The sequence below is a fragment of the Flavobacterium luteolum genome (assembly GCF_027111275.1).
GTDB lineage: Bacteria > Bacteroidota > Bacteroidia > Flavobacteriales > Flavobacteriaceae > Flavobacterium > Flavobacterium luteolum.
In genome coordinates this window covers 1,639,023-1,664,232 of record NZ_CP114286.1, presented here as the reverse complement: position 1 = coordinate 1,664,232, position 25,210 = coordinate 1,639,023, and the positions used below count along the sequence as shown (strand labels likewise).

Here is a 25,210-nt window from a genome sequence, read left to right as displayed (position 1 = left end):
TACATTTTTACATTAATTTATTGCCAGTACAAAGTAATAAAAACTATTCATTTTTAAAGGTAGAAAAATACAAAATGTTTCTCGAAAATACAGTAAATCACAAAGAACAATTTGGTTGGATTGAAGTTATTTGTGGATCAATGTTTTCGGGTAAAACCGAAGAGTTAATCCGAAGATTAAAACGCGCCCAATTTGCCAAACAAAGAGTCGAAATCTTTAAACCCGCTATTGATACTCGTTATCATGACGAAATGGTCGTGTCTCACGATGCCAACGAAATACGCTCAACTCCAGTGCCTGCAGCTGCCAATATTTTGATTTTGGCGCAAGGCTGTGATGTGATTGGTATTGATGAAGCTCAGTTTTTTGATGACGAAATTATTACCGTTTGTAACGATTTGGCGAATCAAGGAATTCGTGTCATTGTGGCAGGATTAGATATGGATTTTAAAGGAAATCCGTTTGGGCCAATGCCAGGTTTGATGGCAACGGCAGAATATGTTACTAAAGTTCATGCAGTTTGCACCAGAACTGGAAACTTAGCAAATTATAGTTTTAGAAAAACCGATAACGATAAATTGGTGATGCTTGGGGAAACAGAAGAATACGAACCACTTAGCCGTGCAGCGTATTTTAATGCAATGAAGAAAAACGAGGAAAAATAATCTTATTTTTATTTCAATTTTAAAAGCGATGCAAGAAAAACAAAAAACGAAAAAAGAGAACATTTTATTATTAGTTATTATTGGAATTGCTTTGGCTGTTGCGGCATATTTTCAGTTCTTCCTTTCGGAAAAAGCTGATGAGGTTAGTACTGAAATAACAGAATTGGTTGAAAAATATAATAAAAGCTGTCCGTTAAATATTCAGGAAGGAATTCGTTTAGACAGTGTCACATTGCCGCAAGAAAGAACCGTTCAGTATAATTTAACCTTGATGAAAGTGGCTAAAGAAACTGCGGAGATTAATGTAATTCAGGAAGAAATTAGAAAAAGTCTTTTAAGCACTGCAAAGGCAAATCCTGGACTGCAGGTCTTTAGAGAAAACGATTATACACTGAATTATAGTTATAGTGATAAAAAGAAAGTGTATTTATTTACGATAAAAATACTGCCTGATCAGTATAAATAATTAAACTTATATGTTGGTAAACCCGACAGGTTTTTGGAGCCTGTCGGGTTTGTTTTTTATAAGAATTGAAGAAAGAGTTGTTTGAGTATTTTATTCAACAGTTGTTGTTGAATTGTTTTTTAGTAATTTTTCTTCTTCATTTTTATCATAAATCAAATTGAATTTTTTGGATAATGTTCCCGATGCTGTATAAATAATCCAATAGATAATTGGAAGAGGTGTGCATCCTAATAAATAACCGGGCGTAATTTCAATTCTTTTTGTATTTGATGAATATAGGTCAAAAATAATAGTAATGCATAAACAAACGGCAAAGTACATGAACAAGTAGAGTAAATGTAATAGATATGAATTGACTTTTTTTGAAATTTTCATTTTCTGTTTTTTAATTGCAATATAATAAAAATCAGTTTGTTGTTTTTGAAGTAAGTACGAGGATAATCAAAGTTGAAAATTATTTATGTTAATCAGATTACGATTTCGCTGAATCATAAAAAAGATTAGTATCTTAAATTATTAAAATTTTTATAAAACAAAACCCGACAGGTTTTAAAACCTGTCGGGTTTACTATTTAAATGAACTTATATTTTTTCTTATAAGAATTAAAAGAAATCTTAAATCTTCTTTCTCATTCTTGCAACCGGAATATCTAGTTGTTCGCGATATTTTGCAATAGTTCTTCTTGCGATCGGATATCCTTTTTCTTTTAAGATTTCTGCCAATTGATCGTCTGGAAGTGGTTTTCTCTTATCTTCTTCTTCAATCGTATTTTGAAGAATCTTTTTAATTTCTAAAGTCGAAACGTCTTCTCCTTGATCATTTTTCATGGCTTCAGAGAAGAATTCTTTAATCAATTTAGTTCCGTATGGTGTTTCTACGTATTTACTGTTCGCTACACGTGAAATCGTCGAAATATCCAAACCAACCATATCAGCAATATCTTTTAAGATCATTGGTTTTAGTTTGGTTTCGTCGCCATCTAAAAAATACTCTTCCTGATAATGCATAATCGCATTCATTGTTACAAAAAGCGTTTCCTGACGTTGTCTAATCGCATCAATAAACCATTTAGCAGAATCTAGTTTTTGTTTGATGAACTGAACGGCATCTTTCTGCGCACTCGATTTATCACGAGATTCTTTGTACGTCTGCATCATTTCTTGATAATCCTTAGAAACGTGTAGGGAAGGAGCATTTCTTCCGTTTAAAGTTAGCTCCAGTTCACCGTCAACAATTCTGATGGCAAAATCGGGAACAATGTTTTCTGTAACTTTATTGTTTCCTGCAAAAGAACCACCCGGTTTTGGGTTTAATCTTTCAATTTCATGAATTGCTTTTTTAAGCTGTTCATTAGAAACGCTGTATTTCTGTAAAAGCTTATCGTAATGTTTCTTTGTAAAAGCATCAAACTGATTTTCTATAATGTCAATGGCTAAATCAACATATTCAGTTGGTGTTTTATGTTTTAGTTGAAGCAGTAAACATTCTTGTAAATCACGTGCGCCGACTCCCGAAGGTTCCAATTCATGAATTACCGTCAACATTTTTTCAACCATTGCTTCGTCAGTATAAATTCCCTGAGTAAAAGCCATATCGTCTACAATGTCCGGTATACTTCTTCGGATATAACCCATATCATCGATACTTCCAACAAGAAATTCAGCGATTTCGCGCTCTTCATCGTTCAAAATAAAAGTATTCAGCTGATTGATTAAGTCCTGATGGAAACTTATTGGAGCCGCAAAAGGAGTTTCGCGTTCTTCGTCGTCGCTGTAATTGTTTACCTGAGTTTTGTAATCAGGTGTATCATCGTCGCTTAGATATTCGTCAATATTAATGTCGTCTGCTTCGATTCTGTCAGATTCTGCATCATCATAATCGTCGTAGTCTTCATTAGCGTATTCATCAGCTTCGTAATCGTCTTCTTTTCCAGCTTCAAGAGCTGGATTTTCGTTCATTTCTTCTAATAAACGCTGTTCAAAAGCTTGCGTAGGCAATTGAATTAACTTCATCAGCTGAATTTGCTGTGGAGATAATTTTTGGGATAATTTTAAATTTAAAAATTGCTTTAGCATTTGATTTTGTTAAAAGTTTAAAGTTTCAAGTTTCAGGTTGAGAACGTGCTGCAACTTGAAACCTGAAACCTGAAACAAATTTTATTATTTTAATTCATGTTCCAATAACTTGAAACCTGAAACCTGAAACTTTTTTAAACTAAATCGATTAAAACTCAGCGCTTCCAGGAGTCCTTGGGAAAGGAATTACGTCTCTAATGTTTGTCATTCCTGTAACAAACAATACTAAACGCTCAAATCCTAAACCGAAACCTGCGTGAGTTGCCGATCCAAATCTTCTAGTGTCTAAGTACCAGTATAATTCTTCTTTATCAATTCCTAGTTTTTCCATTTTCTCAACTAGAACGTCGTAACGCTCTTCTCTTTCAGAACCACCAACAATTTCTCCAATTCCAGGGAAAAGGATATCCATTGCACGAACAGTTTCTCTTCCTGGCTCTGTGTTATCGTTCAAACGCATGTAAAACGCTTTAATGTTTGCTGGGTAATCGTATAAAATTACTGGACATTTAAAGTGTTTTTCAACCAAGAAACGCTCGTGTTCTGATTGTAAATCAGCTCCCCATTCGTTGATTAAATATTGGAATTTCTTCTTTTTATTTGGAGTTGAATCTCTTAAAATATCAATTGCTTCTGTATAAGAAACACGTTTGAAGTTGTTCTCCAATACGAAGTTCAATTTCTCTAACAAAGCCATTTCGCTTCTTTCAGCCTGTGGTTTTGATTTTTCTTCTTCTAAAAGTCTTCCTTCTAAGAATGCTAAATCGTCTTTACAGTTTTCTAAAGCATATTTGATTACATACTGAATAAAATCTTCAGCTAAATCCATGTTATCATCCAAGTCGTTGAAAGCAACTTCAGGTTCGATCATCCAGAATTCTGCCAAGTGACGAGAAGTGTTTGAGTTTTCTGCTCTAAACGTTGGTCCAAAAGTATAAATTTGACCCAAGGCCATAGCGAAAGTTTCACCTTCTAATTGTCCAGAAACCGTCAAGTTTGTATGTTTTCCAAAGAAATCTTTTTTGAAATCAATGTTTCCTTCTTCATTTTTTGGAAGATTATCCAATGGCAAAGAAGTAACTTGGAACATTTCTCCAGCACCTTCAGCGTCAGCTCCAGTAATAATTGGCGTGTTTACATATACGAAACCTTTTTGCTGAAAATAGCTGTGAACCGCATAAGATAAAACCGAACGCACACGCATAATCGCGCCAAAAGCATTTGTACGTACACGCAAGTGAGCGTTTTCACGTAAAAATTCTAAAGAGTGTTTTTTAGGCTGCATTGGGAATTTCTCCGCATCAGAATCTCCAAGGATTTCAAGTTTGTTTACTTGAATTTCATATTTCTGACCTGCACCTTTACTTTCAACCAAAGTTCCAATTACAGAAACTGCTGCTCCAGTAGTGATTCTTTTTAAAGTCTCTTCTGGTGTATTTTCAAAGTCAACAACACATTGAATATTATTAATTGTAGAACCGTCATTTAGCGCGATGAACTGATTATTTCTAAAAGTTCTCACCCATCCTTTTGCATTCACTTCCTGTAGCGTCGTCGTACTGTTTAATAAGTCTTTAACCTTTGTGTGTCTCATTTTTATATAATTGATATTAAATAATATTCATTTTGAACAACTGCAAATATAATCGATAATAATTAATTTTTGAAGCTGTTTCCCGCTCTTCGCTATATCTTTCTATTTTTAAAGGAAAAATAGAAAGGATGCCGCTACGATCGGGGCTAGGGCATTTGGTTTTATGTGAACCTATTTATCTTTTTTGTCATTCCGAGGAACGAGGAATTGCACTAGAAATTATTTTATCGTATTAAGTTTTGCTTTTTCTCGTTTTTTTGAAATTTAGTGATCAGATAGAGAAAAATAACGGAACCTAAAATCGATAAAATTGCAGTAAAATAATTATACGGCTCGCTAGTTTGTTTTGAATTTTCAGGATCATTAATTTTTATAGATTCAAAAAAATGCTCTTTTTTTATTTTACTATAATCGCCAACTTTTGAATAAATAAAAATATAAGTTGTTCCATTTAAAAATAAAATTCGGCTTTCTCCTATTTCGTCGTCAGAATTATTTCCTTTGAAATTTAATTTGTAAGCAAAAAAACTATTAATTTTTATTTCGGACGAATCTTTGAGAAATAAACCTTTTTTTGCCATGCTTTTAATTTGCTTGGCTATTTTAATCTTGTAATTTCTTTTTAATTCATTTAGATCTTTAGGGCTTTCTTCACTTAGTGTATCATTAGGAATTACATTTAATCTCATTACGAAAAAAGAATCTTCTTTAGAATTTACATAATAGACTTTTCCTTTAACGCTTTGTTCGTTTATTTCAAAGATTTCCGGTTTGCTTGGAAAGGTTATTAAAATGTTTTCATCAATTTTAGTCTGACCAAAAAAGGTGAAAGAATTTAGTAATATGAAATAAAAAAAAATGTTCTTCATAAAATGTTTCGCAATGCTCTAATCAAATAATTTAATTCGTGCCACTTCGTGAAATTTGTGGCAAATAAAAAATTATTTCTCCAAATTCTCCAATTCCTCTTTCTTAGTTTTCTTTTTCTCGAAAGTTAAAACTAGCGATGGTAAAACAACCAAATTAGCAAACATTGCAAAAACCAAAGTACAAGAAATTAATCCTCCTAAAGCGATTGTTCCGCTGAAGCTTGATAATGTGAAAGTTGCAAAACCTAAGATCAAAACGATAGAAGTGTAGAATGTACTTACTCCAGTTTCTCTTAAAGCGCTGAAAACAGATTTTTTTACTTTTCCTTTATTTTGAGTCAATTCATCTTTGTATTTCGCCATAAACTGAATGGCATTATCAACCGAGATTCCGAAAGCGATACTGAATACCAAAATCGTCGAAGGTTTTAACGGAATTCCGAAATAACCCATTAATCCCGAAGTGATGCAAAGCGGTAAAATATTTGTAATCAAAGAAGCTGCTACCATTTTGAACGAACGGAATAAATACAGCATCAAGATTGCAATAGTTAAAATCGCAAACAATAATGATTCAATTAAGTTATGCGCCAAATAAGTTGTTCCTTTCTGGAAAACCAATGCTTTTCCTGTAATCGTAACTTCATAACGGTCTTTCGGGAAAATTTCGTCAATTTTTTTGCGAAGTTTTCCTTCTACTTTTGCCATTTCATCTGTTCCAATATCTTTCATGAAAGTAGTGATTCTGGCATATTGTCCAGTCGAATCAACATACGCTTTCATTAAGTTTTCTTTACTGTTTTTGGTTGCATTTTTAGCATAACCCAAAATAAAAGTCTGTTCCTGAGAAGTTGGCAATTGGTAATATTCAGGGTTTCCGTTGTAGAAAGCCTGTTTTGCATATTTAACCAAGTTTACAACCGAAACAGGTTTTGCCAATTCTGGAATTTCAGAAATGGTATTTTGCAATTCGTCCATTTTACGAATTGTCGATGGCTTCATAACACCTTTTTTCTTTTTGGTGTCAATCATAATTTCAAGAGGCATTACACCGTTGAACTCTTTTTCGTAAAATAAAATATCCTTAAAGAAAGAAGCGCTTTTTGGCATTTCGCCAATCAAACTTCCAGAAACTTTCATTTGTCTAACTCCATTCAAACTCACAAGAAACAGAACAGCGTAAATGCAATAAACAATTGTCTTTTTGCCTTTAACGATATTTGTAACTGTATTTAAAAGTGTTGAAATGTAAGTTTTGTCTAAGTGATATAAATGTTTCTCTTTTGGCAATGGCATAAAACTGTAAATAATTGGCACGATAAAAAGTGTCAAAGTATAAACAGAAATCACGTTGATAGAAGTTACTAATCCAAACTCAAAAAGCAGTTCGTTTCCTGTAATCATTAAGGTTGCAAAACCAATTGCAGCCGTTAAGTTGGTCATAAAAGTCGAATGCCCAATTTTTGAAATAACACGCTGTAAAGCTTTTGCCTGATTGTTGTGTATTTTGATTTCCTGCTGATATTTGTTGATCAGGAAAATACAGTTTGTAATTCCGATTACGATAATTAGAGGCGGAATAATTGCTGTTAAAATCGTGATTTTATAACCAAATAATCCAAGTGTTCCAAACGACCAAGTTACTCCGACAATTAAAATACAGATTGAAATAAACGTAGCTCTGAACGAACGGAAGAAGAAAAAGAAAATCAAAGAAACGGTCAATAAAGACGCTCCAATGAAAAGTCCGATTTCGCCTTTCATGTTGTCCGCGTTAATCGTTCTGATGTATGGCATTCCAGAAACTTTAAGATCGATTCCGGTTGTTTTTTCAAATTTATCGATTTTAGGAACTAAATCATTTAAGATAAAAGTCTTTCTTTCTGCCGTATTTACCAACGCTTTGTTCATGTAAATCGCAGATCGAACGCTTCCGCTTTCTTTGTTAAACAGCAATCCTTCGTAAAAAGGAAGGTTGTGAAATAAATCGTATTGGACGCTTTTTAAATAATTGGCGTCAAGCACCTTGCTTTCATCAATAAATGGTGCTAGAACAAACTTTTGGTTTACCGTATCTTTTTCAAGTTTCTTTAAATCATTCAAAGAAATTACCAAATCAACTTCTTTGGCTTTTTTCAAACCATTCATCAATTCGGTCCAGGCCGCATAATTTTTTGGTGTAAAGAATTTAGGATCTTTAAAACCAATAACAATTAAGTTTCCTTCTTCGCCAAATTTGTCTAAGAATTTTTGATAATCTTTATTTGCAACATGATCTTTCGGAAGCAGGTTTGCCTCGGTGTAAGTCATAGAAAGATTCTTCCACTGATAACCAAAGAAAATAGTTAAAGCAGAAAGTATAACCAGAATCGTAATTCGGTTTTTAAGTATGATTCGGGCAAGTTTTTCCCAAAATCCAACTTGGACAGTGTTTTTCATAAAATCTTTAAAAATGGATGCAAATGTAGTGAAAATGCCTCAAAATCATAAACAATCGATTGTATTTTATATAATGTTAACACAAATTTGCACGTTTTTTAATTGTGACGATTTTCTGTTTTTTACTGTTTAATCGTTAGCTTTTCTCATATTTGCAAGTAATTTAAACAAGGAAAGAATAAATCAACTATTCGTAAAATGTAACAACAAGTTTTTTTGTGAATAGTCAACCTGTCATTTTTGGGTTTAATTAATTTTGATTCAAACTTGTTGCTGATTACTAATTTAAGTTTCATATGGAAATAAAATGTTCAAATGCGTATGAGAGTACCCTAGAAGCGAACAGCGCTTTCTGGAAAATAACATCAAGAAAGAGGATAATAGTTCTTGCTATTTTGCTTGTATTCAGTGTTTTTTTATCCGTTTATGGTGCTTTGCATTCTAAAGAATTTTCTAAAGGAGAGTCTGTTCATTCTGAGTCAAATGTTCAGATACTTACATTTAATAGCTATTCAAATCGGCATATTGCTGAATCTATAGGTGTCGTAATGTTTGTAGTTGTACTTTTTTTATTCCGACTTCATTTTATAACAAAGAGAAATTCTTTTAGAAAGTCTGCGGAAATTGCTAAAAGATTTTTAGAAACAGGAAATGATTACGCAATTCAGTTTGATAAAGATTGTGTTGAATATAAAAGCTATGATCTTTACATGAGAATAAATTGGATAAAATTTTCAAATTATAAAGTTAGTAAGGATTTTGTTTTTATTGGTGACGAAGCATTTGCTCGAGCAATATTAGTAGTTGATAAAAGGTTAATAACCGAAATCGAGTTAGATACTTTGTATGGATTATTCAAATCAAATGATGTTAGGGAAATCAAATCATTTTTTTAATTTTTAACAATGCAGCAAAACAATACAACAACTTTTATTTTTCTGGCAATTCTATTGCTTTTGATCGTCATTATTTGTTTTATGGTCTATCAATTGATGCAGGCCAAAAAAGCAAAAGAAGATGCCGAAAAAAGCTTTTATGCGTTGGAAGTAAAAGTGAACGATTTACAATTGGAAAATTTAGAATCGAAACTGAATCCGCATTTGTTTAAGAATATCCTGAATTCGATTCAGTCGCACGCGTATCAGACTTATTTCGCTCTGGATAAACTGGCTAATGTTTTGGATTATATTTTGTACGAAAGCAAAAAGAAGTTTGTAACGGCCAAAGAGGAAATTGATTTTGCGTTGAATTTAATCGAAATCAACAAAATTAAAATCAGTCCGCTTTTTGAACTTAAGGTTAAAACCAACATTAATGAGGAAGATAAATTGTATGATCAACCTTTGTTGGCGCCTTTAATTTCGATTGATTTAATTGAAAATGCTTTTAAACATGCTGATCTTCAAAGTGCAGATGCTTTTATTTCGGTAGTTTTTGAATTTAAAAACAATGCTTTTTTTATGACGGTTTCTAATAAAATCTCCGATAAAAAAGTACTGAAAAAAGAACGAAGCGGTTTTGGCCATGCGACTCTTGAACACCGCCTTCGTATTATTTATAAGAATAATTTCAAACTCGATAAGTTTGTAGAAAATGATGTCTACATTGCTCATCTAAAAATAGATTTACTTGAATACAAAACTGAAATGCTTGCTTCTGGACGATGAGATTCCAGGATTGACTTATTTGAAAATGCTTTGCGAGCAAATTCCAGAATTGGAAATTGTAAAAACATTTAATAATCCGCAAAAACTATTATCTGATATTCCAGAACTGGATTTTGATCTTTTGATTTCGGATATCGAAATGCCAGGAATGGACGGTCTTCATTTGGCAGAACTGCTAGATCATAAATTGGTCATTTTTTGTACCGCGTATAAAGAATATGCAGCTGATGCTTTTAATATTGATGCTGTAGATTATATCACCAAACCTGTAAGATTAGAACGGCTTCAAAAAGCAGTTTCAAAAGCGCTGGAACGTTTCGATAAATCAGATAATTCAAAAAAGTTTATTCAGCTCAATACCGACAAAGGAAAAACGCTGCTGTATTTTAATAAAATTCAATATATAAAAACAGCTTTGAGCGATAGCCGAGACAAAACGGTTCTGCTTGCTGATGGAAGTTTTCTGAATTTGAAAAATGTAAAATTCGATACGCTTTTAAATGAATTGCCAGATGCCGATTTCTGTCGAATCAATAAAAAAGAAATTGTAGCTGTAAAAGCCATCAAATTCTTCAATCATAATGAGATTGTGCTTCATCATTTGGAAGAAAACAATAAAAATACAGCCTTAATTTTAAGTGAAACCTATCGTTCTGATTTTTTGAAAAAAGTAAAATTATAACTTATTACAAAGTTTTTCCGACTTGTTACATACATTGAAAATTAGCAGGAAATTTGCTTTTTCACTTAAAACTCAGTTCTGATATTTGCTGCAATAAATTTAAAGAACGAGTTATGAATAAGATTAAGAACTCTCTATTCTACGTAACAATTATTGGTGGTTTTACCGCCCTGATATATTGGGTAATTTCAAAAGGCGTCTCATTAGAAGCAGGACGTCATATTGTAAAGAAAAGCGTCGAAAGTAATCATTGGAAAGATTTTCTGCATTCGATGGTCGATAATTTACAGCATCCTTTGGCCATTTTATTGGCGCAGATTATTACTATAATTTTAGTGGCACGTTTGTTTGGCTGGTTTTTTAGAAAAATCGGACAACCTTCTGTAATTGGCGAAATGATTGCCGGAATTGTTTTAGGACCATCTTTGGTCGGAATGTATTTTCCGGAGTTTTCGGCCGCTTTATTTCCAAAAGAGTCTTTAGGAAATTTACAGTTTTTAAGCCAAATCGGTTTAATTCTTTTCATGTTTGTTATCGGAATGGAATTGGATCTGAAAGTCTTGAAAAATAAAGCACACGATGCGGTTGTTATCAGTCACGCTAGTATTGTCATTCCGTTTGCTTTAGGGTTGTCATTGGCTTATTTTATATATGAAACTTTTGCGCCTCAGGGAGTCGAATTTTCATCTTTCGGATTGTTTATGGGTATCGCGATGAGTATTACAGCTTTTCCTGTTTTGGCTAGAATTGTCCAAGAACGAGGCATGCAGAAAACCAAATTAGGAACCATTGCAATCACTTGTGCCGCTGCAGACGATATTACAGCTTGGTGTATTTTGGCAGTTGTTATTGCAATTGTAAAAGCAGGTTCGCTTTCAAGTTCATTATATGTAATCGGAATGGCGATTTTATATGTGATCATCATGTTAAAAATTGTTCGTCCGTTCTTAAAAAGAGTAGGGGATTTAAATGCAACGCGTGAAAGTTTAAATAAACCAGTTGTTGCTATTTTCTTTATTACGCTTTTAATTTCTGCTTATGCTTCAGAATTAATCGGAATCCATGCTTTGTTTGGTGCTTTCTTGGCTGGAGCAATTATGCCAGAAAACAATAAATTCAGAAACATATTTATTGAGAAAGTAGAAGATGTTTCAATCATTGTTTTATTGCCTTTGTTTTTTGTGTTTACAGGTTTGCGTACACAAATTGGATTATTGAACGATCCTGAATTATGGAAAATTACAGGTTTGATTATTTTGGTTGCTGTAGTTGGTAAATTCTTCGGAAGTGCTTTGGCGGCAAAATTTATGGGACAAAACTGGAAAGACAGTTTAGCAATTGGTGCCTTGATGAATACAAGAGGTTTAATGGAACTGGTAGTTTTAAATATCGGTTACGACCTTGGCGTGTTGTCTGCAGAAATTTTTACCATGATGGTAATTATGGCGTTGCTGACTACTTTTATGACTGGTCCAGCATTAGATCTTATCGAATTTATTTTTAAAGATAAAGTTACTGCTGTTCCAGAAGAAATTGGAACTAAGAGTAAATACAAAATCCTGCTTTCATTTGCTACTCCAGAAAGAGGTAAAAAACTACTTCAGATTGCTAATAGTTTGGTTAAAAAACAAGGAGATAATTCTGTTGTAGCAGCGATGCATGTGTCTTTAAGTACCGAAGTGCATTCTTTTGATGTTAAAGAACACGAACGCAAAATGCTGGTTCCGATTATCGAAGAATCAAATCGTCTAAATCAGAATGTGGTGAGTTTGTTTAAAGTTTCTAATGATATTGATTCAGATATTATTGATACGGCTAATCAAGGTGAATACGATTTATTGCTGGTTGGTTTAGGACAGTCTATTTTTGACGGAACTTTACTTGGGAAGATCCTTGGTTTTACGACCCGAATTGTAAATCCAGATCGTTTGATTGATAAGTTTACAGGAAAAGAAGGATTGTTTGAGAATTCTCCTTTTGATGAAAGAACACGTCATATTATTGCAAAGTCTAAAATGCCGGTCGGAATTTTTATTGATAAAGACCTGGAAGAAGTGAATCAGGTTCTGATGCCTGTTTTTAATAAAGAAGATGCCTTTTTGATTGAATATGCTAAAAAATTAATCAATAATAACGGTTCCCAAATTACAGTTTTAGATGCTGGTGGAGAAGTGAAAAATACAAGAGAAATTCAAGAAACCATTCGTTCCATTGAACAGATTGCCCCAAATCACATCATGATTATGAATGACAGAACCTTGAAAAAAGAGTTTTTAGAAAGCCAAGATTTGATGATTATCAGTCTGGAAAGCTGGAAAAAACTAATAGAATCTCAAAGTATTTGGTTAAATAATTCTCCATCAGTTTTGATCCTGAAGCCGTAAACTTTTGAATTTTCAAAATTTTAAAATCCCAAATTCCAATTTTACTTATTGGGCTTTGGGATTTTTTTTAGCCACGAATTCACGAATTTTAATGAATTTCTTTACGACATACTTGTCGATAAATTGCACAAACTTGAGCAGATTACTAGCGGAAATTTGTGAAATTCATCGGTAAAATTTTCGCAAAGTTTACGTACATAAATTTGTGAATTCGTGGCGAAAAAAAGAATTTAAAAATTAAAGCCCAAGATCAAGAACATAAGAAATCTTAACCGCAATATTATCTTCAAATCTCAATAATTGGTTTGGACCGTATCTATAAAATCCGCCTAAACCAAAACCTTTAAAGATTTTGTTCAATTCGATTCCTGATTCAAAATAACCTTTATCCAAAGTTTTGTAAGCTGGACCAACATGCTGTTCTGGTTTTTCCATACTTCCCCAAGCCATTCTCGTAACTAAAACTAGAGATGGTCTTACTTTTCTTAAAATTGTAAGTCGGTCAAAACCATGTTTAATTTGAAACATCAGATATTGGCTTGAAAAGAATTCATTAAAATACATGGTTTCAAAAGCATTTCGTCCTGCAAAAGTGATACGCTGAACAACCGTTTCTTTTGTTAAGTTATTCGGAGCAGTGTTGTACAAATGCGTTATAGGAACATCTCCCATTGCCAAACCAGCTTGTAAAAGCAAACCTGTTTTCTGGCGGTTTAAGTATTGTTTTTCGTATTCGGCTTTAAAATCTATTTTGCTAAAAGTAAAATCATTTTCAAAAACATTTGGCAAAGATTGAGTATATTGAAAAGTAAACCTCGGAAATTTTTTATCGCTTTCGTTTCTTCCCGTCGGAGTTTGCATATAATTACTAAAAGGTGCCCAGACAATAGAAAGCATTGCTGTGGTCATAATATAATTAGAATACAGTTTTCCGTTTAGATTATAGAGATAGTCAAATTTTGGTTCGATATAATTTCGCGAAAGTTCTAAAACAGCCTCTGTTTTCGGAATAAATTTGGTTTGAACATTTGCACGCCATCCCACATATTCGTAAAAAGTACTAATGTTGATTGGACGCGGATCGTAAATTTTAAAAACGCGTTTATCAACGCTAAAAACGGTACTTGCTATCTCTCGAACATCGTCGGCATAATAACCATTAAGCCAAGTGTTGGTGTGTTTGTCTAACAAAACGCCACCACCGACGCTATATTTAAAAACACCATCTTTTGTTCCGTAAGCACCATAGCCTTCAACACGGAAATATTTAGACAAACGGTCATTTGTAATCCCGCCTATACCAAGACGAAAACCTTCATAATTGTTGTAGCTTATAATCTTTTTTAAATCTAAATCGACTGGGGCAATTGGGTAAAAACCGTTAATGATTTTTCGTCCAATCCCTAAACGTTTTTCAATCCTATTTCGAACAGAAAGACTGTCTAGTAATAAATAGGTTTTCTGGCTTTTTAAGTCAAGATTTTCCTTTCGGTAAGCTTCCCAGAAACTTTCGGGCTTTTTGGCCGCATCGTCTTTTATTTCGATGTAAAGCGAAGGGTTTTTTATCGGAGCGTCGGTATTCACGCGAATGTCAAAACTATTGCTCTCTGAAAGCAGATAAGTAAAATCGGAAGCCACTTTTTTTCTGCGCTCTAAGTTCTCTTCAACATCTCCGTCAAATTGAATAGTACCTCCTAAAATTCGAATATCGTCATCATTTTTTCCTTTTACGATTTTAAAAGTGGTATTGCTCTGAAACCAGATTTTCTCTTTCGGAATATATTCAAATTCATGAATACCGCTAATGTCTAAAACGCCTTTAACGCGCATTACCGCTTTCGCGACAGCGTAATTTTCTTTATCAATATATAAAACCCCTTCTAATCCTGAAGCTCTGTGTTTTGATTTGTTTTTGAAATAAATCATGTACGTATCGCGGCCTCGTATACTAACAGTGTCTAAGAGTTTGTAAGTGTAGCTTGAAGGAGCATTTTTCGAAATCGGATTTTCATATTTAGTTTCAAATAATTCGTACTTCGAATCGTAAATTGAAATAGATTGAAGGTTGAAAGCCAGAACTTCATAAATAGGCTGTTTGAAACCAGCTATTTTTGTTCCTAAAACAGTTTCCTTCAATTTGTTATTTCCGAATTGATATTGCGAAACTTTCTCCGTCTGAAACAAATGCTGCTTGCTTACAATTTCTTTAAATTTATAATCGGAAGAATCGATATTGATGATTTTTTTATTTAAATCTTTGTACGCCGCCGAAGTATCAATACGGCCGTCAATCGAATCTGGATTTGCGGTTACAATAAGTTTGTTATAGGTTTTATATTCAAAATTATTGAGCTTTTTCTGAGGATCATTTGTAGCTTTATTGGCAATAACTTTTTTTATTATCGTTAGAGCCGGGTTTTCATTAGAAACAACAACTTCTTTTAAATCATCGGTTTGTTGCAAAAGTGAGATTGAATAAAAAGTTTTGCTGTTGATTAAAGCAATGGTTTTTGACTTAAAACCTATATAAGAAACAGTAAGCGATGTGGCTGAGTTGCTAATTTTGAAAATAAACTTACCGTCAACATCTGTAATTGTGTTATTGTTTTCTGAAGTGGTAATGGTGGCAAACGGAAGTGGTTTGTTGTTTGAATCGGTTACGATTCCGTTTATTTGAATTTGCGCCTGAAGGGTAAGCGTAAAAAACAAAGTCAAAAAACAAAATAGCTTCATACAGAATGATATAGTTTCAAAAACGAAAAGAAATTAATTTTCGTATGCAAAAATAGCAATAAAAAAATCCGTCTGGTACAATAAACCAAACGGATTTTTATTTTATAACCAAATCTTACTTATACTTTCATGATTTCGGCTTCTTTTGCAGCCAATAACTCATCAATTTTTTTAATATAAGCGTTTGTTAAGTTCTGAACTTCTTCTTCTGCCGATTTACAGATGTCTTCTGAAGTTCCTTCTTTTTCTAATTTTTTGATATCAGTATTAGCATCTTTACGAGAGTTACGAATACCAATTTTAGCATCTTCAGCTTCAGATTTTGCTTGTTTAGCCAAATCACGACGACGCTCTTCTGTTAATGGCGGTACGCTAATGATTACCATATCTCCATTATTCATTGGGTTGAAACCAATGTTAGCGATTAAGATTGCTTTTTCAATTGCTTGCAGCATATTTTTTTCAAATGGCTGTAATGTAATTGTTCTAGCATCTGGAACACTAATTTTAGATACTTGAGAAAGCGGTGTTGCAGATCCGTAATAATCTACAAAAACACCTCCAAGCATAGCTGGAGAAGCTTTTCCTGCACGAATATTAAGAAATTCTTTCTCTAAGTGTGCAATAGTACCATTCATTGATTCCTCAGTACTTTCTAAAATAAAGTCTATTTCTTCAGTCATTTTTTCTTTAGTTTTCAGTTTTCATTCTCAGTTTTCAGTTAAAGTCTTGCGCGACTGTAAAACTGTTACTGATGACTATATATTTACTACAGTTCCGATATTTTCGCCTTCGCAGATTTTCAAAAGGTTTCCGATTTTATTCATATCAAAAACAACGATTGGCAATTTGTTTTCTTGGCTTAAGGTAAATGCAGTAGTGTCCATTACATTTAATCCTTTTTTGAGTACGTCGTCAAATGAGATAAAATCAAATTTTACAGCAGAAGCATTTTTTTCTGGATCAGAGTCATAAACACCATCAACGCGAGTTCCTTTTAAGATAACATCCGCATTAATTTCAATACCTCTTAAAACAGCAGCTGTATCAGTTGTAAAATATGGATTTCCGGTTCCAGCTCCAAAAATTACAATTCTGCCTTTTTCAAGGTGACGGTCAGCTCTTCTCTTAATGTATGGTTCTGCAATAGATTCCATTTTCAAAGCCGTCTGCAGACGCGTTTTCATTCCTTTATCTTCAAGAGCGCCCTGCAAAGCCATTCCGTTAATAACAGTTGCAAGCATTCCCATATAATCTCCTTGCACTCTGTCCATTCCTGAGCTTGCTCCGGCAACGCCTCTAAAAATATTTCCTCCTCCAATAACAATAGCAATTTCTACTCCTTTGTCGTGAATCTGCTTGATTTCATCTGCATATTCGCCTAATCTTTTCGGGTCAATACCGTATTGTAAATCACCCATTAAGGCTTCGCCGCTAAGTTTAAGAAGAATTCTTTTATATTTCATGTGTGTGTTGCGTTAATTTGTGCAAATATAGACATATTCTGATTTTTAAAAATAATGTTTGCAAAAAATTAATTCGCGCTGCAATTTTAAGTATACAAAGGCTTCACAGTTATTTAATTTGAAATGTGACAAATGTCATTTTCTCCGTCTTCCTAAAATTTGTATTTTTATTGTATCCTAAAAATGAAACAAATATGAAAAGCGTCGTAGCCAAAGCATTATTCAATAGTCATTCTTATGCTGAATACAGAAAAATAGTAACCGATTTATTGATTGAAGGAAAATCAACGGGAAACGAACAATCTGAAAGTTTGACCAATTACACCAAATTGAACGAGGCCAGAATGAATAGGCTGGAAAAAACGATAACAGTTTCTGATGCTATTGCTGAAAAACTTCAAAACTTAGACAATCACTATATCTGGCTAGTGCTTTCTGAAGGCTGGTGCGGAGATGCAGCTCAAATTCTTCCAATTTTAAATAAAATGGCTTTGGTTTCTCATAAAAAGATCGATCTGAGAATTGCATTTCGTGATGAAAACGATGATTTGATGAGTCACTATCTTACCAATGGCGGAAGAGCAATTCCAAAAGTGATTATTATTTGCAAAGAAGCCGGAATTGTACGCGCCGATTGGGGACCAAGACCAAAAGGAGCAACTGAATTAATGGCGAAGCATAAAAGAGAAGTTGGTGCTATTGACGAAAAAATAAAAACGGATCTGCAATTATGGTATTTGGCAGACAAAGGAATCTCAACACAAGAAGAATTAGTCGAAATTATGGAGAATATTAAATATAACCGTTTGTAGATTTTGTTTAATATGTTGATAAACAGGTTAGTTGGTTGATAAAATTATCTTAAAGTCTTTTTATCCTGTTTTAAATTTCGTAACTTAGTAAAACTAATCCCACATCTATTATAGCTTTCAGATTTACTCTTTTTATTGGTGTTTTATTTAATGTTCAACAATTAAAAAGTACACTATTATGAAAAAGTTATTCGAAAGATTTTATGATTTCTTTTCTAAATTTTTATTTGGAGGGAAGAATGTGCCTCACTATTAACTAATATAAGTATGGAATAAAATTACTTATTTTTAGGAGCTTGGCACATTACTTTCAGATAAGTAATGTGCTTTTTTTTATATCAAATATTTAGTCTGCTTCTGATGATGAGTAATAAAAGAAATCCTGAAGAGTTATTCCAAAAGAAATCATACCAATGCTTTTTTGATTATGAAGCGGAAAATCGTAATCACAGATTTCTGCAAAAAGAATAAAATCGTCTGAGCCAATTCCGAGTTTTAATTTTTTGTATTCTCCATTTAAATTGCCACGTCCTATGGCAAACCCTTTTCCGTAACCAACCTGTAGCATAATTCGCGTTTCTGGTCCCACTTTTGGACTTAAACCAAGATTTAAAAACACAGGAACAGCAACAAGTTTATCATCCCATTTCCAGTCAATACCACTGTGAATACCAAATGTTAGCCATTTTTTATAATGAACTCCATAGCCAAGTTTTGAACCTAAACCATTTGGGACAAGAAAAGCATTTGAGGATGTTGATTCTGAGTCGTAATAATCGTTTGTGTTATTAGGGTTTCCAGTTATAGAAACAGCAAAGTCAAATTGTGCGTATGTGAATTTAGTTGCCTGACTATGTATAAATGGATTAAAAAAGGTAATAAACGCAATAGTCAGTAAAATTCTCTTCATACAAGGTTTTTATTTTTTTAGGAGTTCTTCTTCAAACAAAGTAATATCAATCGCATTTTTCACATCGTAATCACCAATTTTAGTTCGGCGTAAAACAGTTAAATGCGAGCCAGAATTCATGGCTTTCCCAAAATCGTAAGCCAAAGAACGAATGTACGTTCCTTTGGAACAAACTACTCTAAAATCGACTTCTGGTAATGCAATTCTAGTGATTTCAAATTCGTGAATAGTAGTTTTTCTGCTTGCAATTTCAATAGATTCTCCTGCGCGAGCATGTTCATATAAACGAACACCATCTTTTTTAATAGCAGAAAAAATTGGCGGTTTTTGGTCGATTTCGCCCAAAAATTGTTTTACCGTTTCATAAATCAAAGCTTCGTTAATATGTTCTGTTGGAAAATTCTGATCGATTTCGGTTTCTAAATCGTACGATGGAGTAGTGGCTCCAATATAAAAAGTTCCTGTATATTCTTTTGCCTGACCTTGAAGTTCTGAAATTCTTTTGGTGAATTTCCCTGTACAGATCAATAAAAGACCAGTCGCTAAAGGATCTAACGTTCCTGCATGACCAATTTTGAATTTCTTTGGAAGTCCAACTTTATTGATTAAAAGGTATTTTAATTTATTGACAGCTTGAAATGAACTCCATTTTAAAGGTTTATCAATCAATAAAACTTGTCCTTCTAAATATTCTTCGACCGTTTTCAATTCTATTTATTTAAAGAAAAATAAGCTAATAAAAGGATTCCAACTATAATGCGATAATAGCCCCAAGGTTTAAAACCAAATTTTTTGATAATTCCGATGAAGAATTTTATAGCTATGATAGCAACTATAAATGCTACAACGTTTCCAATTAAGAACATTTTAAGGTTATCATTTGATTGTGTTAATAATTCGTATCCTTTTAATTGTGAAACTTCATATGTTTTTAGAAATAAGGAATAAGTTGTAACGGCAAGCATAGTTGGAACCGCTAAGAAAAAAGAGAATTCAGCTGCAGTTTGTCTTGTAAGGCCTTGTTGCATACCTCCAATTATAGAAGCTGCCGAACGGCTTGTTCCAGGCATCATTGCAAGACATTGCCAAAAACCGATAGTAACTGCTTTTTTTATTGTAATTTCTTCTTCATTGACAATTGTTGGATTTTTAAAATAATTATCAATAAATAGTAAAATTACACCGCCAAGGATTAACACAATAGCAATTGGGATCGGATTTCCTAAAATTGCATCAATCTTATCATCAAATAATTTTCCTAAAATCAATGCAGGAATAACTGCGCAAGCTAATTTAAGGTAGAAATTGATTTTAGTGAAATCAAAAAACTTTTTCCAGTATAAAACAACAACAGCTAAAATGGCTCCAAATTGAATTGAAACTTGAAATAGTTTAACAAAATCATCTTCCTGAATTCCAAAAAAAGAACTTGTAAATATCATGTGAGCAGTAGAAGAAACAGGTAAGTATTCTGTTAAGCCTTCTACAATTGCAATAAGAATTGCTTGTAAGTAATTCATTTAATTTGATTTTTATATCAATTAGGATTCTTAGATTTTTAAAAAGATTATTCTACAATCTAATATGTTTTAAGAAGTTTTCTATTTAGATTTTTTGAATATAGAATAAATCGTGATTCCAAAACCGATTAAAACAGTTGTCGGTGCTAAACGAATACGTCTAAAATTAAAAATTTCTTCGTTAAAAACATTTGGATCTTTACTTCCTCCACCAGACATTAAAATAAATCCGAGTGCAATTACAGCAATACCAATCAATAAAATCTTATAATTGATGCTGTCAAAAAGGAATTCCTGTTTTCGAACTTGTTGTTCTTCTTTATTATTGTTTTTCATATTTGTCTTTTGTTAAACCAGCAAAGCTGAGTTTGTTTATTTGTAGCCTGAGCAAAAGCGAAGGCATTGTAATCTAAAATTTAAAGTCTGCAATCTAAAATCAAAAATTAATAAAGATCGTCAGTTCTTAAATTCAAGAAACGCTGTGTTGCAAAATGTGTGCTTACCCAGGTAATTAGAACTCCTAATCCGAAAACAGCAACTAAAACTAAACCAGTTAAAGCTTTGTCTTCTAGAATTCCTAAACCAGGGAAATTAGTGTCTACATATAATAAAAGCGCGATTAAAGCAATAATGGCTAAACCAGCTCCAAGCATTCCAAGTTTTACGCTTCGCATTACAAACGGCTTACGGATAAATGCTTTTGTAGCTCCAACCATCTGCATAGTTTTGATAATAAAACGATTTGAATGTATAGACAAACGCAATGAACTATTGATTAATAAAACTGCAATTACTGTCAAGAAACCACTAATAATCAAAATCCACATACTTACTTTTCTGATGTTGTCATTTACAAGATTTACCAATTGTTTGTCGTAAACAATATCTGAAATCATAGCATTTTTGCGAAAGTTACTTTCAATCTTAACGATACTGTCTCTTTCTACATAATCTGCTTTTAAGTGAATGTCGTATGAATTCAATAACGGATTTTCTCCTAAAAAGGTTAAAAAGTCTTCTCCGATAATATCAGTGTGTTCTTTTGCTGCTTTTTCTTTCGATACATAAACAAAAGATTTAGCAAAAGGCGCTCTTTTAAGTTCAGTGTTGAATGCTTTGATAATACTGTCATTAGCTTCATTTTTGAAGAAAACGGTCATGGCGATTTTTTCTTTAAAATCGTCTGCCAACTGTTTCGAATTAATAATGAATAATCCTAGTACACCCAAAAGGAATAATACCAAGAATACACTTAAAACTACCGAAAAATAAGAGGAAATTAACCTGCGTTTTTGAAATTTATCAAAGTTAGAACTCATAGTTTGCTTAAATTATGTGGTAAAAATAATAAAGAATTTCTTTATTTAAAGTTAATAACAAACTTTTATACTTAAAAGTACGATTTAAATCTTGAATCAAAGTTTTTATTTAACCGCAAAGTACGCAAAGCTTTTCGCAAGGTTCACAAATAAAAAGTATAGCCACAGATTAGAAGGATTAAAATGATTTTTTTTAAATCTGTATAAATCCTTTTAATCTGTGGCAAAAAAACGCAAAGCTTTTCGCAAGGTTCGCAAATAAAAAGTATAGCCACAGATTAAAAAGATTAAAAGGATTTTTTAAAATCTGTGTAAATCTTTTTAATCTGTGGCAAAAAACTTAGAATCTTAGCATCTTAGTACCTCAGAACCTTTACTTAACCTTATAAACTTCAATGCTTTTTAGCCAATAAACATGTCGAGGTCCAGTTCGAACATCATTTTTGCAAATTGCAATCATCTCTCCATTTTTAATTGGTTTTCCATTTTCTTCAAAAAGAATATAGGCATTATCTCCCGTAGGATTGTTGAAAAGTTCTGCCCATGAGTAAGTTGCTCTGTAATTATCTGAAGCTCTTTCTACAATGTAAAAGTTACGGTCTTTATGATCTTCCTGTTTGATTTTGGCCTTTTCTAAAATGTCTCTCAGTAAAACGCCTTTGCAGGTTTTTACTTCTCGTTTTACTTCTCCATTTTTACCTAAAATTTTGAAATTATTAATTGTTGCAACTTTCATTTTCTTTAAAGAATCAACAGTTAATTGTAGAGGAAACTCAACATCGCCTTTTACTTCAATGGTATGATTGGCTAGCTTTAAACTGTCTTCCGAAGAAAGAGTTGCGTGTTCGTGTTCTTTGGTTTCAGAAGTTTTTTCAGTTGAATTTTTTTCTTCTTTTTTTGAAGAATTGCACATAGAGCATGAAAATGCAATTAAAAGAACGAGAATGTAATTTTTAGTTTTCATAGAATTTATAGTTTAAATTTTACTGGTTTCCCAAATTAATGACAAATAATACAATCCGCCAATTGATGGTCCACCGAGAATTGAAGTATAAGGTTTATTGAGAATATTTGTTCCTCCTAATTTTGCCGAAATGCCTTTTTTGAAAGCATAATTTACTTGCGCATCCATTGACCAATATGCAGGAACAGTTCCGCTGACCAAGAAAGAAACATAATCAAAGTTGTTTTGATAACGTGCCGTAACACTCGCACCTAGGCTTTTCCAAATATTTTGAGCAATTAGAGTTCCATTCACATTAAATTCTGGAGTATTGAAACCATCTTCCAAACCATCTTTATCATCAGTTCTATCCAATTTGGTATAAGTTAAATTTGTCAGAGCACTAAAAGTATTATCAAAGCGATATTTCAAACCTAAACTTCCTCCATAATTGTAAATTTTACTTTTAGAATTGGTCCAAAGCCTGTAGCGATTTTGAGTGTTTTTAGAATATAAAGCAGTCGGAATCATATTTGGATCTGTCGTGTTGGGGATACTCGCTTCAACTTGCGCGATGAAGTTTTTATATGAGTTGTAATAGAAATCGGCATCAATAAAAAGATTTCTGTTTAGTGCAATTCCTCTAAAGCCAACTTCAAACGATTTTACAAATTCAGGTTCTAAATACGTGTACGGATTTTTCTGAATCGTATTTTTATTTTTTTCGATGGCTTGCGCTTGAGTCAAGCCATTTGTATTCACATCGGTATTTACTTGCGCTTGAAATTTATCAATTGAAGCTTTGGTATAAGAGTTTTCGAAAATTCCGTCAGACATAATTCGTAATCCGCCAACACGTTTTACACCGCCTGAATTTACATTAGAAAATCCTTCGAAAATACTCGGAAAACGATAACCGTTTTGGTAAGAAGCTCTAAAATTGATGGTTTCTTTTGGAGAATAAACAGCTGTGAACTGAGGCGTAAATTTCGCATCAAAATAATCTGCTTTATCCATTCTGACAGTTGCACCCAATCTTAATTTATCTGAGAAAAAATCTTTTGTCACTTGTGTGAAAGCGCCAGTTTTTTGATACGTCAGATTTTCGTCAGCATGAACTGGATTGATGAAATAATTTCCATCGGGAACAATAATATAATTTCTGTAATCGACACCGCTTAAAAGTTTCGCATCAATTTTTTCGAAAAAAGAAACAAAAGCTTTGTCCCAATTAATCAATCCTTCGCCATGAACCAAAGTTGATTTTACTCTCAGAGCAGCGCCAATATCCCAATTATTAATATCGATCAATTCGTTTTTCTTTTGTTCGTAAGCTTCAGTTCCAGGCAGAAATCTTCCTGAATCAGATTGTGTTCTGGCAATTCTGTGCGCGTCGGCAACGCTTGCTCCGCCAGTGACAGCATTTTTATAAGCTGTACTATAATCTGCAAACCATTTATCATCCGATTTAAAAGCGCGATCCATATTTTCTGCCAGAGAACGCATGTTGTATGAATCGCCAGTATTTTCGGTTGTTGCATAAGCTTTTACCTGAAAAATAAGAGTATGATAATCGGCAGAAAATTGATTTAAAGTATAATTATCTAAACGAAATCTATTTGAACGCTGGTAAATAGTATTGATTAAGGCTGTTTTGTAAGTCACAGAAAGTTCGTGATTTTTCTTTGGTCGAAAATACAATCCAAAATCGGCTTTGTAATTTTTGATTTCGTAGTCAGAAATGTCAGTTTCTCGATAACCCGTTCTGGCAACAACATAATTTTTGCCATTTAAATTTAATGTTTTTCGATTTGCCGATTCGTTGCCGTAACCGTTTACTTCGTCATAAGCTGGATTATCTGCGCCAAACAAACCGGTTGAAGCATTGGCATTTGGAGCCAAATCAGTTCTGTCATCGGCAACCCAGTCTGTTCCGCCTGTAGTTGATGCATTGATTTTAAACGCCCATTTTTCATTGAAAGCTTTGGCAATTCTTAAATTAAACTGAGAATATACTTTCGGTGAAAACCGATCAATATTCCCGACATGATTTACTCCTGTTAATTGTTGAATGGCGATTCCTTGATATTCAAAAGGATTTTTGGTCTGAATATTGGCTAAACCGTTAATCGCATTCATTCCGTACAAAGCGGCGGCTGTTCCCGGAATAATTTCGATTTTATCAATATCGAGATCATTTGCGCCCAAAGCGTTTGCAATTGGAGCGCCCAAATGTGGCGCCTGATTATCGATTCCGTCTACCAATTGCGCAAATCGTACATTGGTAGAGTTGGCAAAACCTCTCGTATTTATAACTTTAAAACCCAAACTTGGCGTAATAATCTGAACGCCTTTTACATTTTCTAGTGCTTCATAAATACTCGGCGATCCCATAACTTTGGCTTCCGCCGATTTTAACTGTTCAATACTTATAGGAGAATGCATTAATTTTTCGGAACGGCGAGAAGCTGTAATGACAATCTCATTTAGTTCTTCTTTTTTTATGCTATCTCGGGTTTTCGAATTTTGTATTTGAGAAAAACTTTTCAGGCTTATAAAAACAAAGAATAAATACAGTTTTTGGTTCATGGTTTTTGGCTGTTAAATTCAGTATGTTTTAAAATGAATACTGATGGTTAAAAAAAAGGTTTTGGTTTAAATGTTT

The 25,210-nt window shown here is 33.1% G+C and carries 22 protein-coding genes; 7 read left to right on the top strand and 15 right to left on the bottom strand.

Features of this window, described 5'->3' with window-relative positions:
- The first annotated feature begins 74 nt into the window (after nucleotides 1–74).
- Both OZP10_RS07150 and OZP10_RS07145 read left to right on the top strand, forming a co-directional pair.
- Nucleotides 75–665 (top strand): thymidine kinase, encoded by a 591-nt coding sequence (locus OZP10_RS07150; protein WP_177212547.1) that lies wholly within the window; start codon nucleotides 75–77, stop codon nucleotides 663–665.
- 28 nt (nucleotides 666–693) lie between these two features.
- Nucleotides 694–1,131: a DUF8479 domain-containing protein gene (locus OZP10_RS07145; protein WP_281634069.1), complete on the top strand. Its 438-nt coding sequence runs from the start codon at nucleotides 694–696 to the stop codon at nucleotides 1,129–1,131.
- A 90-nt stretch (nucleotides 1,132–1,221) separates the two neighbouring features.
- Here the strand turns inward: OZP10_RS07145 and OZP10_RS07140 are convergent, their stop codons facing one another.
- The 5 genes from OZP10_RS07140 to OZP10_RS07120 all read right to left on the bottom strand — a co-directional run bounded on the left by OZP10_RS07140 (nucleotide 1,222) and on the right by OZP10_RS07120 (nucleotide 8,109).
- Entirely contained in the window at nucleotides 1,222–1,506 is a 285-nt protein-coding gene (locus OZP10_RS07140; RefSeq protein ID WP_281634068.1) for a hypothetical protein, read from the bottom strand.
- 240 nt (nucleotides 1,507–1,746) lie between these two features.
- Entirely contained in the window at nucleotides 1,747–3,207 is a 1,461-nt protein-coding gene (rpoN, locus tag OZP10_RS07135; protein ID WP_177211862.1) for an RNA polymerase factor sigma-54, read from the bottom strand.
- A gap of 148 nt (nucleotides 3,208–3,355) precedes the next feature.
- The gene (asnS, locus tag OZP10_RS07130) at nucleotides 3,356–4,801 is read right to left on the bottom strand and encodes an asparagine--tRNA ligase (RefSeq protein ID WP_281634067.1); all 1,446 of its coding nucleotides are present in this window, start codon (nucleotides 4,799–4,801) and stop codon (nucleotides 3,356–3,358) included.
- Between the two features lie 224 nt (nucleotides 4,802–5,025).
- Entirely contained in the window at nucleotides 5,026–5,670 is a 645-nt protein-coding gene (locus OZP10_RS07125) for a hypothetical protein (protein WP_281634066.1), read from the bottom strand.
- 72 nt (nucleotides 5,671–5,742) lie between these two features.
- The gene (locus tag OZP10_RS07120) at nucleotides 5,743–8,109 is read right to left on the bottom strand and encodes an efflux RND transporter permease subunit (protein WP_281634065.1); all 2,367 of its coding nucleotides are present in this window, start codon (nucleotides 8,107–8,109) and stop codon (nucleotides 5,743–5,745) included.
- Between the two features lie 296 nt (nucleotides 8,110–8,405).
- Here OZP10_RS07120 and OZP10_RS07115 point away from each other — a divergent pair, with 296 nt between their 5' ends.
- From OZP10_RS07115 to OZP10_RS07100, 4 genes are all read left to right on the top strand, one after another.
- Nucleotides 8,406–9,005: a hypothetical protein gene (locus OZP10_RS07115; protein WP_281634064.1), complete on the top strand. Its 600-nt coding sequence runs from the start codon at nucleotides 8,406–8,408 to the stop codon at nucleotides 9,003–9,005.
- Nucleotides 9,006–9,014: 9 nt separating this feature from the next.
- Nucleotides 9,015–9,776 carry a sensor histidine kinase gene (locus OZP10_RS07110; protein ID WP_177211866.1) on the top strand — a complete coding sequence of 254 codons (762 nt, stop codon included), beginning with the start codon at nucleotides 9,015–9,017 and terminating at the stop codon, nucleotides 9,774–9,776.
- A complete protein-coding gene (locus OZP10_RS07105; RefSeq protein ID WP_281634063.1) occupies nucleotides 9,739–10,458 on the top strand; it encodes a LytR/AlgR family response regulator transcription factor in 720 nt (239 codons plus the stop codon). The genes OZP10_RS07110 and OZP10_RS07105 overlap by 38 nt, the downstream gene beginning before the upstream one ends.
- A gap of 113 nt (nucleotides 10,459–10,571) precedes the next feature.
- Entirely contained in the window at nucleotides 10,572–12,842 is a 2,271-nt protein-coding gene (locus OZP10_RS07100; RefSeq protein ID WP_281634062.1) for a cation:proton antiporter, read from the top strand.
- A gap of 237 nt (nucleotides 12,843–13,079) precedes the next feature.
- Here the strand turns inward: OZP10_RS07100 and OZP10_RS07095 are convergent, their stop codons facing one another.
- The 3 genes from OZP10_RS07095 to pyrH all read right to left on the bottom strand — a co-directional run bounded on the left by OZP10_RS07095 (nucleotide 13,080) and on the right by pyrH (nucleotide 17,041).
- Entirely contained in the window at nucleotides 13,080–15,575 is a 2,496-nt protein-coding gene (locus OZP10_RS07095) for a DUF5686 family protein (protein WP_281634061.1), read from the bottom strand.
- 119 nt (nucleotides 15,576–15,694) lie between these two features.
- A complete protein-coding gene (frr, locus tag OZP10_RS07090; RefSeq protein WP_111425131.1) occupies nucleotides 15,695–16,258 on the bottom strand; it encodes a ribosome recycling factor in 564 nt (187 codons plus the stop codon).
- Between the two features lie 75 nt (nucleotides 16,259–16,333).
- Nucleotides 16,334–17,041, bottom strand: coding sequence for a UMP kinase (gene pyrH / locus OZP10_RS07085; protein WP_111425130.1), 708 nt, complete (start codon nucleotides 17,039–17,041; stop codon nucleotides 16,334–16,336).
- A gap of 194 nt (nucleotides 17,042–17,235) precedes the next feature.
- On the opposite strand from pyrH, the gene OZP10_RS07080 reads away from it, so the two are divergent.
- A complete protein-coding gene (locus OZP10_RS07080) occupies nucleotides 17,236–17,853 on the top strand; it encodes a thioredoxin family protein (RefSeq protein WP_281634060.1) in 618 nt (205 codons plus the stop codon).
- 346 nt (nucleotides 17,854–18,199) lie between these two features.
- Here OZP10_RS07080 and OZP10_RS07075 read toward each other — a convergent pair whose 3' ends face one another.
- The 7 genes from OZP10_RS07075 to OZP10_RS07045 all read right to left on the bottom strand — a co-directional run bounded on the left by OZP10_RS07075 (nucleotide 18,200) and on the right by OZP10_RS07045 (nucleotide 25,134).
- A complete protein-coding gene (locus OZP10_RS07075) occupies nucleotides 18,200–18,763 on the bottom strand; it encodes a hypothetical protein (RefSeq protein ID WP_281634059.1) in 564 nt (187 codons plus the stop codon).
- Nucleotides 18,764–18,772: 9 nt separating this feature from the next.
- Nucleotides 18,773–19,471: a tRNA pseudouridine(55) synthase TruB gene (truB, locus tag OZP10_RS07070; protein WP_281634058.1), complete on the bottom strand. Its 699-nt coding sequence runs from the start codon at nucleotides 19,469–19,471 to the stop codon at nucleotides 18,773–18,775.
- Between the two features lie 2 nt (nucleotides 19,472–19,473).
- A complete protein-coding gene (locus tag OZP10_RS07065) occupies nucleotides 19,474–20,283 on the bottom strand; it encodes an undecaprenyl-diphosphate phosphatase (protein ID WP_281634057.1) in 810 nt (269 codons plus the stop codon).
- An 81-nt stretch (nucleotides 20,284–20,364) separates the two neighbouring features.
- Nucleotides 20,365–20,619 (bottom strand): DUF3098 domain-containing protein, encoded by a 255-nt coding sequence (locus tag OZP10_RS07060; protein WP_281634056.1) that lies wholly within the window; start codon nucleotides 20,617–20,619, stop codon nucleotides 20,365–20,367.
- Between the two features lie 107 nt (nucleotides 20,620–20,726).
- Nucleotides 20,727–21,602, bottom strand: coding sequence for a cell division protein FtsX (locus OZP10_RS07055; protein ID WP_177211875.1), 876 nt, complete (start codon nucleotides 21,600–21,602; stop codon nucleotides 20,727–20,729).
- Nucleotides 21,603–21,975: 373 nt separating this feature from the next.
- Nucleotides 21,976–22,566 carry a molybdopterin-dependent oxidoreductase gene (locus OZP10_RS07050; protein ID WP_281634055.1) on the bottom strand — a complete coding sequence of 197 codons (591 nt, stop codon included), beginning with the start codon at nucleotides 22,564–22,566 and terminating at the stop codon, nucleotides 21,976–21,978.
- Between the two features lie 12 nt (nucleotides 22,567–22,578).
- The gene (locus OZP10_RS07045; protein ID WP_281634054.1) at nucleotides 22,579–25,134 is read right to left on the bottom strand and encodes a TonB-dependent receptor; all 2,556 of its coding nucleotides are present in this window, start codon (nucleotides 25,132–25,134) and stop codon (nucleotides 22,579–22,581) included.
- Nucleotides 25,135–25,210 lie beyond the last annotated feature (76 nt).